Origin of the sequence: Microbacterium sp. MYb66 (genome assembly GCF_002979435.1) — a bacterium.
In the GTDB taxonomy this organism is placed as follows: Bacteria; Actinomycetota; Actinomycetes; order Actinomycetales; family Microbacteriaceae; genus Microbacterium.
In genome coordinates this window covers 97,884-109,017 of the sequence record NZ_PCOV01000010.1, presented here as the reverse complement: position 1 = coordinate 109,017, position 11,134 = coordinate 97,884, and the positions used below count along the sequence as shown (strand labels likewise).

The 11,134-nt window shown below is 71.2% G+C and carries 8 protein-coding genes and 1 pseudogene; 8 read left to right on the top strand and 1 reads right to left on the bottom strand.

The features are described 5' to 3' along the window. The 8 genes and pseudogenes from CQ045_RS18955 to CQ045_RS16555 all read left to right on the top strand — a co-directional run. Positions 1-203 (top strand): annotated as a pseudogene (locus CQ045_RS18955) (hypothetical protein); the annotation flags it as partial. Beyond that, complete coding sequence (locus CQ045_RS16585) at positions 200-1,243, top strand: ABC transporter ATP-binding protein (RefSeq protein ID WP_105725710.1); 1,044 nt, start codon at positions 200-202, stop codon at positions 1,241-1,243. The pseudogene CQ045_RS18955 and the gene CQ045_RS16585, both read left to right, overlap by 4 nt. An 18-nt stretch (positions 1,244-1,261) precedes the next feature. Next, positions 1,262-4,594, top strand: a complete 3,333-nt coding sequence (locus CQ045_RS16580) for a serine hydrolase (protein WP_105725708.1) — start codon at positions 1,262-1,264, stop codon at positions 4,592-4,594. Beyond that, complete coding sequence (locus CQ045_RS16575) at positions 4,594-5,709, top strand: M20 family metallopeptidase (RefSeq protein ID WP_105725706.1); 1,116 nt, start codon at positions 4,594-4,596, stop codon at positions 5,707-5,709. The genes CQ045_RS16580 and CQ045_RS16575 overlap by 1 nt, the downstream gene beginning before the upstream one ends. After that, on the top strand, positions 5,706-6,581 hold the full coding sequence (locus tag CQ045_RS16570) for a GNAT family N-acetyltransferase (RefSeq protein ID WP_219844445.1): 876 nt from the start codon (positions 5,706-5,708) through the stop codon (positions 6,579-6,581). The genes CQ045_RS16575 and CQ045_RS16570 overlap by 4 nt, the downstream gene beginning before the upstream one ends. After that, positions 6,578-7,684 carry an o-succinylbenzoate synthase gene (gene menC, locus CQ045_RS16565; protein WP_105725702.1) on the top strand — a complete coding sequence of 369 codons (1,107 nt, stop codon included), beginning with the start codon at positions 6,578-6,580 and terminating at the stop codon, positions 7,682-7,684. Before CQ045_RS16570 ends, menC begins: the two co-directional genes overlap by 4 nt. A 112-nt stretch (positions 7,685-7,796) precedes the next feature. Further along, positions 7,797-9,467, top strand: coding sequence for a helix-turn-helix domain-containing protein (locus tag CQ045_RS16560; protein WP_181156617.1), 1,671 nt, complete (start codon positions 7,797-7,799; stop codon positions 9,465-9,467). Positions 9,468-9,719: 252 nt separating this feature from the next. Next, positions 9,720-10,181: an Lrp/AsnC family transcriptional regulator gene (locus CQ045_RS16555; protein WP_105725736.1), complete on the top strand. Its 462-nt coding sequence runs from the start codon at positions 9,720-9,722 to the stop codon at positions 10,179-10,181. Between the two features lie 13 nt (positions 10,182-10,194). Here CQ045_RS16555 and CQ045_RS16550 read toward each other — a convergent pair whose 3' ends face one another. Then, on the bottom strand, positions 10,195-11,127 hold the full coding sequence (locus tag CQ045_RS16550; RefSeq protein WP_105725700.1) for a 4-(cytidine 5'-diphospho)-2-C-methyl-D-erythritol kinase: 933 nt from the start codon (positions 11,125-11,127) through the stop codon (positions 10,195-10,197). Positions 11,128-11,134: the final 7 nt, after the last annotated feature.

Here is an 11,134-nt window from a genome sequence, read left to right as displayed (position 1 = left end):
CCTTCCCGGTCGGCTGCGCGTTCGCCGCCCGCTGCCCCCTCGCCACCGATCTCTGCCGCGAGAGCGACCCGGAGCTGGTGGCCGACGAGGCAGGACACCGGGTCGCCTGTTGGCATCCGGTCACCGGAGAGGCGGAGGTGCCCGTCGCGGTGGCCACGACGGCGGACGAGACCGCGACCGACGACGAGAGGGTCCTCCGATGAGCGAGCTGCGGTTCGATCGTGTCAGCGTCCGCTACGGCACGCACCGCGCCGGCCTCACCGCCGTCGACGACGTGAGCCTCACGGTCCCGTCCGGATCCGTCGTCGGCCTCGTCGGCGAGTCGGGATCGGGCAAGTCGACGCTGGCCCGCGCGGCGATCGGCCTCGCGCCGATCAGCGAGGGCGCGATCACCCTCGACGGCGTGGATGTGCGCAGCTTCCGCCGCCGTCGCCCGATCCAGATGGTGTTCCAGGATCCGTTCTCCTCGCTCGATCCCCGCATGACGATCGGGGAGTCGATCGCGGAGGCTCTCCCGCGCGGCATCCGCGGCACCGCAGCCCGGCGTGCCGAAGTCGCCCGCCTGCTCGACCTGGTGAGTCTCGACGCCGACCGCGCGCAATCCCTGCCGTCCGCGCTCTCGGGCGGACAGCGGCAGCGCATCGCCCTGGCCAGGGCCCTCGCCGCCCGGCCCGAGGTGGTCATCGCCGACGAGATCACCTCGGCGCTCGACGTCTCGGTGCAGGGCTCCGTGCTCAACCTCGTGCGCGAGCTGCGCGGCGAGCTCGACCTGACGATGCTGTTCATCTCGCACAACCTCTCCGTGGTGCGCTACCTGAGCGACCACATCGCGGTGATGTACCTCGGCCGCATCGTCGAGGTCGGACCGACCGAGCAGGTGCTCGCCGACCCGCAGCATCCGTACACGCGCGACCTGCTGCAGGCGGCCCCGACCCGGCACGGCGACCTGCTGGCGGTCGATCCGCTCGCGCCGGTCGACGTGGAACCCGCCGACCCGCATGCACCGCCCAGCGGATGCCGGTTCCACCCCCGCTGCCCGATCGGCCCGGCCGCCCGTCCCGATCGCCAGATCTGCGTGCTCACGGAACCGCCACGGCCCACGGGCGCCGTCGGCGCGGCGTGCCATTTCGCGGGGACCGGTGCGGATGCCGCACTCGGAACTGTGCCCGGAACCCAAAGCATCACCCTGCTTTCGGCCGCAGAGACAACACGTGCACCGCTCCCAGCGGACACAGTGAACTGACCATCGATTGGAGCTCTCATGAACCGCGTCACCGTCGACGACCTGCTCTCCGTCCGCACCCCCGAGCAGCCCGCGCTCTCCCCGGACGGCGCCCGCGTCGCCTTCGTGCTGCGAACCACGGACCGCGACAGCGACCGCGACACGCGTGCGCTGTGGCAGGTGCCCACCGCGGGGGGCACGCCGACCCCGCTCACGCACGCGACGGCGGATTCGACGCCGGTGTGGAGCCCCGACGGCTCGCAGCTGGCGTTCCTGCGCGCACAGGACGGCCCCGCGCAGATCTGGGTGCTCCCGGCCGCGGGCGGCGAGGCACGCGGTCTCACGACACTTCCCCTGGGCGCGGGGGCCCCGACCTGGAGCCCCGACGGGGAGCGCATCGCCTTCACCGCTCCGGTCGACGGTGCAGCCCTCCCCGGAGAGAGCGCGGAGACGATCCTCGCCCGGCGCTCGGCCCCCTCGGCGACCGACCGCCTGGGGTACAAGGCCGACGGCGCGGGCAACCTCGGCACGCTGGTCCAGCAGCTGCACGTGCTCGACGTCGCGTCCGGTGCGGTCACCGTGCTCACGCGAGGTCGCTCGCACGCCTCGGATCCGTTCTGGTCGCCCGACGGCGCGCTCCTCGCCTACTCGACGAGCACCGACGACGATGCGGATCTGACGATGCGGATCCCGGTGTTCGTCCGCTCCTCGACCGACCCGAATCGCGAGGCGGTGCGGATCAGCGGGCCCGACGTGCAGGCGACCGCCGTGGGATGGACCCCGGACGGGCGCCATGTGGTCGCGGCCGGCCGCACCGACACCGAGGTCGGCAACGCCGATCTGCTGCTGTTCCCGGTCGACGGCGGCGAAGCGCAGAACATCACGGGAAGCCTCGACCGCAACGTGATGCCCGGCGGACCCGGCTACCCCGGCGGGATGCCGCAGTTCACGGGCGACGGGGACCTCGTGTTCTGCCTGCGCGACAACGGCTATACGCACGTGTACCGCGTGGCGCCGGACGGTGCGGGTGCCACACCCCTCGTGGTGGACACCGCGAACGTCTCCGGACTGTCGGTCGTCGGCTCATCCGCCGCCCTCGTGCTCGCCACGCCGGAGTCCTTCGGCGACCTCGCCGTCCTGGACCTCGCGGACGCGACGACCCGCCTGCTCACCGAGTACGGCACGCCGGAGTTCGACCTCGTCCCCGCGGAGGAGCGCCGCTTCACGATCTCCGACGGCACGGTCGTCACGGGCTGGCTGCGCCGCGACCCCGACGCCACCGGTCCGCTGCCCCTGCTGCTCGACATCCACGGCGGTCCGCACAACTCCTGGAACGGTGCCGCCGACCTCGTCCACCCCTACCATCAGGTGCTCGCGCGCCGCGGCTGGGCGATCCTCACCCTGAACCCGCGGGGCAGTGACGGCTACGGAGACGCGTTCTTCTCCGCCGTGTCCGGTGGCTGGGGTGTCAACGACGCGAAGGACTTCCTCGAGCCGCTCGACCAGCTCGTGGCCGAGGGCATCGCAGACCCGGCGCGGCTGACCGTCACCGGCTACAGCTACGGCGGATTCATGACCTGCTTCCTGACCTCGCGCGACGACCGCTTCGCCGCTGCCGTGGGCGGAGGCGTGGTGACCGACCTGTTCTCGATGGGCGGCACGTCCGACTTCGGGCACTACCTCTCGGCGAAGGAGAACGGCGGACTCCCCTGGCGCGATGAGGAGCGCCTCTCCGCGCAGTCGCCGTTCACCCAGGTCGACCGGGTCACCACCCCGACGCTGATCCTGCAGGGTGCGGCGGACGACCGCTGCCCCGTCGGTCAGGCCGAGCAGTGGTTCACGGCGCTGCGCGAGCGCGACGTGCCCACCCGCCTGGTCCTGTACCCCGGCGGCTCGCACCTGTTCGTGCTCTCAGGCCCGCCCTCACACCGCGCCGACTACTCGCAGCGCATCGTCGACTGGGTCGAGCAGTACGCTCCGCCCACCGGCAAACCGGTGCGCGCACGCCTGGACGCACGGCACTGGCAGCAACGCCTGAGCGCGCTGGCCGCAGCGCACAAGGTCCCCGGTGCGACGCTCGGCATCCTGCGCCTCGGCGAGGAGCCCGTGTATGCGCATCACGGCATACTCAACGTGCGCACCGGCATCGAGACCACCGACGACTCGGTGTTCCAGATCGGCTCGATGGGCAAGGTGTGGACCGCATCCGTCGTGATGCGTCTGGTCGACGAAGGGAAGCTCGACCTCGACGCCCCGATCGTCGACTACGTGCCCGAGTTCTCCTCATCCGACGCCGAGGTGACCCGTACCGTGACGATGCGGCATCTGCTCAGCCACACCAGCGGGATCGACGGCGACGTGTTCACCGACACCGGTCGCGGCGACGACACCCTCGAGAAGTACGTGGCGCTGCTCGACGGCGTGGCGCAGAACCATCCGCTCGGGGCGACGATGTCGTACTGCAACTCGGGCTTCGTCCTCGCCGGTCGCGTGATCGAGAAGATCACCGGGACGAGCTGGGACCAGGCGATGCGCGACCTGCTGTTCACCCCGCTCGGGCTCACGCACTCCTCCACACTGCCGGAGGAGGCGATCATGTTCCGAGCCGCGAGCGGACACACGGTGGTCGGCGACGACGGCCCCGTCCTCGCCCCGGCGTGGATGCTGCCCCGTTCGATGGGCCCCGCCGGCCTCATCAACTCCACCACCGCCGACGTGCTGGCCTTCGCCCGCATGCACCTGACCGGCGGGCTCGCCGCCGACGGCACCCGTGTCCTCTCCGAGGAGAGCGTGCGACGGATGCAGCAGCACGAGGTCGACGTGCCCGACCCCTACTCGATCGGGGACAGCTGGGGAATCGGCTGGATCCGCTTCGACTGGGACGGACGCGAGCTGGTCGGACACGACGGCAACACGATCGGACAGTCGTCTTTCCTGCGCATCCTGCTCGACGAGGGCGTCGCGGTCACGCTGCTCGCCAACGGCGGCAACACCCGCGACCTGTACGACGCGCTGTTCGGTGAGATCTTCGCCGAGGTCGCCGACGTGCGCGTCCCCGCGGGGCTCGTGCCGCCGGAGGAGCCCTTCACCGCCGACTTCTCGGAGTTCGAGGGCATCTACGACCGCGCCGGCGTCCGCACCGAGATCTTCCGCGACGATGACGGCCTGCGCATGCGCACGACCATCAACGGACCTCTCGCGGCGCTCCTGCCCGACCCGGTGCAGGAGCATCCGCTCGTGCCCGTCCGCCCCGGCGAGTTCGTGATGCGCACCGAGGGCGAGCAGGCCTGGCACGCCGTGGTCTTCTACTCCCTGCCCAGCGGGGAGCGCTACCTGCACCACGGCGTCCGCGCGGCGCCGAAGGTGTCGTGATGCCCGTGCAGGCGGACGTGGACCTCGATCTGGTCCTCGCAGACATCGGGACCCTCGTCTCCTGCGAATCGCCCTCGGACGATCTCGACGCGGTCGCCCGGAGCGCCGACGTCGTCGCGGAGCTCGGGGAACGGCTGCTGGGCGTCGCGCCGGAGCGCATCGTCCTCGACGGACGCACCCACCTGCGCTGGCGGTTCGGGGAGCCCACGGTGCTGATCCTGGGCCACCACGACACGGTCTGGCCGCTCGGGTCGCTGCACCGGCATCCGTTCCGGATCACCGACGGGATCCTCCGCGGTCCCGGATGCTTCGACATGAAGACGGGCGTGGTGATGGCTCTGCACGCCGTGGCCTCGCTGAGCGACCGCACCGGCGTCAGCCTCCTGATCACGGGCGACGAGGAGCTCGGCTCGCCGAGTTCGCGCACGCTGATCGAGCAGGAGGCGCGCGGCTGCGCGGCGGTGTTCGTGCTCGAGGCCTCGGCCGACGGCGGCGCGGTGAAGACCGCACGCAAGGGCGTCTCCCTCTACCGGGTTCATGTCACCGGGCGGGCGGCGCATGCCGGCCTGGAGCCGGAACGGGGCGTGAACGCCGCGGTGGAGTCGGCGCATCTGCTCCTGGCCGTCGCTGAGCTCGGTGACGCAGCCGCGGGAACCAGCGTGACCCCGACTCTCCTGCGGGCCGGCAGCACCACGAACACGGTGCCGGCGGATGCGGAGTTCGCGGTCGACGTGCGGGTGTGGACGGTCGCCGAGCAGGATCGCGTGGACGCGGCGATCCGTGCGCTCCCGACGACGCTGCCCGGCGCTGCGGTGCGCGTGGACGGCGGTCCCAACCGTCGCCCGATGGAGCCGGAGTCCTCGGCAGCACTGTTCGCGGAGGCCGTCGACATCGCCGAGCACGCCGGCCTGACCCCGTTCCGGGGCGTCGCGGTCGGCGGCGCCTCCGACGGCAACTTCACCGCGGGGCTCGGGGTGCCGACGCTCGACGGCCTGGGCGCCGTGGGCGGCGGCGCACACGCCGACGACGAGCACGTCGTCGTCGCCATGATCCCGGAGCGCCTTGTGCTGCTGCAGGGGCTGATCGCCAGGACGCTGGCCGGAGGAAAGGCATGAGCATGACGGATGCCGCCGCATACAGCGCCTCGCCCGAGGAAGCCGCCGACGCGGCGAGCGCCGCCGCTTCGAAGGCGGGAGTGGAGATCCGCCTGCTCGAGGAGGTGGGCGACTTCACCCGCGTCGCCGAGCTCTTCCAGAGCATCTGGACCAAGGAGGGCGAGAACTCGCCCGTCAACGTCGAGACCCTGCGGGCGCTGTCCAAGGCCGGGAGCTACGTGGGCGGCGCGTTCGAGCACGACGAGCTGGTGGGGGCCTGCTTCGGGTTCTTCGCCGCGCCGGAGCAGCGCGCCCTGCACAGCCACATCGCCGGCGTCTCGACGCGGATGCGCGGGCGCAGCGTCGGCTTCGCCCTGAAGGTTCATCAGCGCGCCTGGGCGCTCGAGGAGGGCCTCGACGAGATCTCGTGGACCTTCGATCCGCTCATCAGCCGGAACGCGCACTTCAATCTCGTGAAGCTGGCCGCGAGCCCGACGTCGTACCACCGCAACTTCTACGGTCACATGGCCGACGCGCTCAACGGCGCCGACGACACCGACCGGATGCTGGTGACCTGGTACATCCGCGACCCCCGGGTCGTGGCGGCGTGCCAGGGGGAGCCCCTCACCGCAGGAGAAGATCGGGCGACCGCCGAGCCGCTGCTCAGCGTGGGCGACGACCTCGGTCCGCTCCGGCATCGCACCGACGCGCGTCTCGTGCGCGTGGCACTCCCCCGCGACATCGAGTCGCTCCGCGTCGCGGAGCCGACCCTCGCGACCGCATGGCGACTGGCGTTGCGCGAGACGCTCGGATCATCGCTGGAGGGCGGAGGGCGCGTGCTGTCGTTCGACCGCTCCGGCGCGTACACCATCGACAGAGGAGAACAGGGATGAAGCTCACCGGATTCGAGCTGCGTGTGATCGAGATGCCGCTGGTGTCGCCGTTCCGGACGTCTTTCGGGGTGCAGACCGTGCGCGAGGCGCTGCTGGTCCGTGCGGTCTCCGACGAGGCGGAGGGCTGGGGCGAGGGCGTCGCGATGAACGACCCCCTCTACTCCTCCGAGTACGTCGAGGCGAGCGTCGATGTGATCACCCGGTTCCTGCTGCCGGCGCTCGCGCAGGTGAAGGACCTGAATGCCTCGGGTGTCGCACCGGCTCTCGCGAAGTTCAAGGGGCACCGGATGTCGAAGGCGGCCGTCGAGCTGGCGATCCTCGACGCCGAGCTGCGTGCCGCGGGAGTCCCGCTCTCGCGCGAGCTCGGCGCCGTGCGCGACCGGGTCGACTGCGGCGTCTCCGTCGGGATCATGGACTCGATCCCGGAGCTGCTCGACGCGGTCGGCGGGTACCTCGACGAGGGGTATGTCCGCATCAAGCTCAAGATCGAGCCGGGCTGGGACATCGACCCGGTGCGAGCGGTGCGCGAGCGCTTCGGCGACGACGTGCTGTTGCAGGTCGATGCGAACACCGCCTACCACCGCGGCGACGCCCGGCATCTCGCCAAGCTCGATCCGTTCGACCTGCTCTTGATCGAGCAGCCGCTCGACGAGGAGGATCTGCTCGGTCACGCGCAGCTCGCCAAGGCCATCACGACGCCGGTCTGCCTCGACGAGTCGATCGTCTCGGCCCGGGCGGCGGCGGATGCGATCGCCCTCGGCGCCTGTTCGATCGTGAACATCAAGCCGGGGCGAGTCGGAGGCTACCTGGAGGCGCGGCGCATCCACGACGTCTGCGTCGCCAACGACATCCCGGTATGGTGCGGAGGGATGCTGGAGACCGGGATCGGTCGCGCGGCGAACGTGGCCCTCGCGGCGCTGCCAGGCTTCACCCTCCCCGGCGACACCTCGGGCTCCGGCCGCTACTACTCGCGCGACATCACCGATCCGTTCGTGGTCGAGAACGGCACGTTGAGAGTGCCCACCGGTCCCGGGATCGGCGTCACCCCGGACCCGGATGCACTCGAAGCCGTCACCGTGCGTACGGAGTGGATCACTTTCTGAGCACGGACTGACATCCGCTGATCCTGTCGGGCACGACGAAGAGTCGATACGATTTCGTCGTGCCCCACAGATACCCGAGCGGTACTCGCGCCCTAGCCTGGGCCTCGTGCTCATGTCCGTGACGACCAGGCCCCGCGCCAGCCTCGGCCGGGTCATCGAAGACCTCGGCAACACCCTGCTCGAGGTGGTGAGCGGCGCAGTCGACGACGACACCGAGATCGAGACGGTCGTCATCCACGATGTCCTCGACGACGCGATGCCGATGCGCGGGGCCCTCGTTCTCGGGGTCGGACTGAGCGATCCCGAGGAGATCGCCGAGCTCCTGCGCGCCCTCGCCGCGCAGCACGCCTCCGCCCTCGTGCTGCGCGCTCCGGTGCGGGCCGAACAGCCGATCCGCGAGGCCGCCGACGCCACCGGCATCCCCGTCCTCGCTCTCACCCGAGGGGCCTCATGGGCCCAGCTCGCCGCCATGCTGCGCTCGCTCATCGCGGAGGGCGACGTCGGCGATCAGGGTGCCACGACGCTGGGCGGGATGCCCTCCGGCGACCTCTTCGCCCTCGCCAACGCGATCGCGACCCTGCTGAACGCTCCGGTCACCATCGAGGACCGCAACTCGCGGGTCGTCGCCTTCTCGGGCCGCCAGCACGAAGCGGACCCCGCACGGATCGAGACGGTTCTCGGCCGTCAGGTGCCGGAGCGATTCGCGCGCCAGCTGGAGGAGCGCGGCGTCTTCCAGGAGCTGTATCGCAGCGAGGATCCGATCGACGTCGGGCCGGTGCACAACACCGAGGGCCTTCCGTCGTTCCCCCGCGTGGCCCTGGCGGTGCGCGCGGGAGACGAGATCCTCGGATCCATCTGGGCCGCCGTCCAGGAGCCGCTCTCCCCCGATCGCGTGCGGGCACTCAAAGACTCGGCGGGCCTGGTGGCCCTGCACATGCTGCGCCTTCGAGCCGGCGCCGACGTCGAGCGCCGACTGCGGGCCGACCTGCTCGCCACGATCCTCGAAGGAGGTCCGGGAGCTGCGGATGCCACCGCCCGGCTCCGACTCAGCGACCATCGATGCGTCGTGCTCGCCCTCTCCGCCGCGGAGGAGATCGATGACGAACCCGCCGCCGGTGCACGCGGGGTGGCGGAACGGCAGCGGATCGCCGATGCCTTCGCGGTGCATCTCGGGGCGGTCTATCTCCGTTCGGCCGTCGCCGTGATCGGCGACGTCGTGTACGCGGTCGTCGGCATCCGCCCGGAGCAGAGCGACGCCGACGGCAGTCCGGAGCACAGCGACGCCGACAGCCGCGCGGCGCGGGTCGCCACCGACTTCCTCGGTCGGCTCGGATCCACCAGCGAGATCCGCATCGGCATCGGCACCGTGGCGGACGACGCGGCGAGCATCCCGTCATCCCGCGCGAACGCCGACCGCGCGCTCCGCGTGGTCCGTCAGGTGCCGACGCGCGAGCCCGTCGCCCGGTTCACGGCCGTGCAGATGGAGGCGCTGCTGGTCGAGCTCGGCGACCTCGTCCGTGCCCGTGGCGACCAGCCGACCGGTCCGGTCGCACAGCTCCTGGCGCAGGACAGGGAGCGCGGTACCCACCTGGTCGAGACGCTGCGGGCCTGGCTCGATGCCTTCGGCGACGTCGCGGTCGCTGCGGCCCGGGTCTACACCCACCCCAACACGTTCCGCTATCGGCTGCGCCGCCTGTCGGAGATCAGCGGACTCGACCTGACCGATCCTGAAGCGCGGTTCTCGGCCATGGTGCAGCTGCGGCTGCTCGTGCCGCGCGACTGAGACCTCGAGGACAGCGCCTGCCCCGTCCCTCCCCGGGACGGGGCCGACTGAGGCTCGTGGCCCTCCGCCGTCGACACTCGGCGCGTGCGGCTCGTGGCCTCTCCGTCGAGTGCGCGTGATGCCCGCTCGTGACCGGCATCCTGCGTATCTGACACTGATCTCATCACATGACGATCATTCAGACCATAGAGTGGATTCTGATTGATCGATCCGATCAATTGCGACCGCATGACGAAGGCGACGGTGATCGAAATGGCCAACCTCGACGAGACCGACCGGAGGATCCTCACGGTGCTCGACACCGACCCGCGCCGCCCGGTGGCTTTGATCGCGCAGGATCTGGGTCTCGCCCGCGGCACCGTTCATGCTCGGCTGGAGCGGCTCGAATCCGGCGGATACCTGCGGGCGCACAGCGCGCGCATCCTCCCGCAGGCTCTGGGTCGTGGCGTCGCGGCCTCGATCCTGGTCGAGCTCGATCAGCACCAGATCACCGCCGCGATCGAGGCGCTCAGCCGCGTCCCCGAGGTGCTGGAATGCTTCGCCCCCGCCGGCGACACCGACCTGCTGCTGCGGGTGGTCGCCAAGGACCCCGACGACCTCTATCGTGTGGCCGAGGTCGTGCGCCTGTGCCCCGGCATCCTGCGCACCTCCACCAGCCTCTTCCTCCGCGAGGTCATCCCGTACCGCGTGAGCGCCCTGCTTCAGGCCGAGTAGTAGTGCGCCGCCGTCAGCCGATGATGCGGGCGCCGGGCACGGGACCGTGCACGTGCAGCGGGTCGAGGCCGGAGTCGCGCAGGGCCGACTGCACCTCCTGCGCGGTCTCGGGATCGGGGCAGAGCAGCGCGACGGTGGGGCCGGAGCCGGACACGATGCCCTGCAGCGCACCGACGGCGACCCCCTGACGGATGGTCTCCGCGAGATCGGGGCGTTCGTAGAGCGCCGCGGCCTGCAGATCGTTGAACAGCGTCTCGGCGAGCTCGACGGGATCGCCCGATCTCAGGGCCTGGAGTACGGGGATCGGCACGTCGAGCGACAGCGGCGGGTCGTCGGCGAGGGCGCCCTCCTCCTCGCGCAGGATGTCGAGGCGCTCGTAGACCACCGGCGTGGAGAGGCCCTGATCACTGGGCACCAGGATCCAGTCGAACCGTCCGCGCGCGAGCGCCGGGTTGAGCTGATCGCCGCGGCCGGTGCCGACCGCGGTTCCGCCGTGCAGTGCGAACGGCACGTCGGCACCGAGACGCGCGGCGAGATCGTGCAGTCGGGCCTGCGAGAGTCCCGTGCCCCACAGCGCGTCGCAGGCGACCAGGGCGGCCGCGGCATCCGCCGACCCTCCGCCCATGCCGCCGGCCACGGGCACGTTCTTGCGGATCTCGAGCGCGACGCCGCCGTGATGATCCACGGCGACCGCCAGCAGCTTGGCCGCGCGCAGCGCAAGATTGCGGTCGTCGAGCGGGACCGAGCCGATGTCCTCGACGCCGGAGACGGTCACCGTGAAGTCGTCGGCCGGACGCGCGATCACGTCCTCGTAGAGGGAGACCGCCTGGAAGACCGTCGCCAGCGCATGGTAGCCGTCGTCGTGCCGCCCGCCGACCCCGAGGAAGACGTTGATCTTCCCCGGGGCGCGCACGCGCACGGAATCGGTGAACGCGGCGTGGCTCATGATCGGG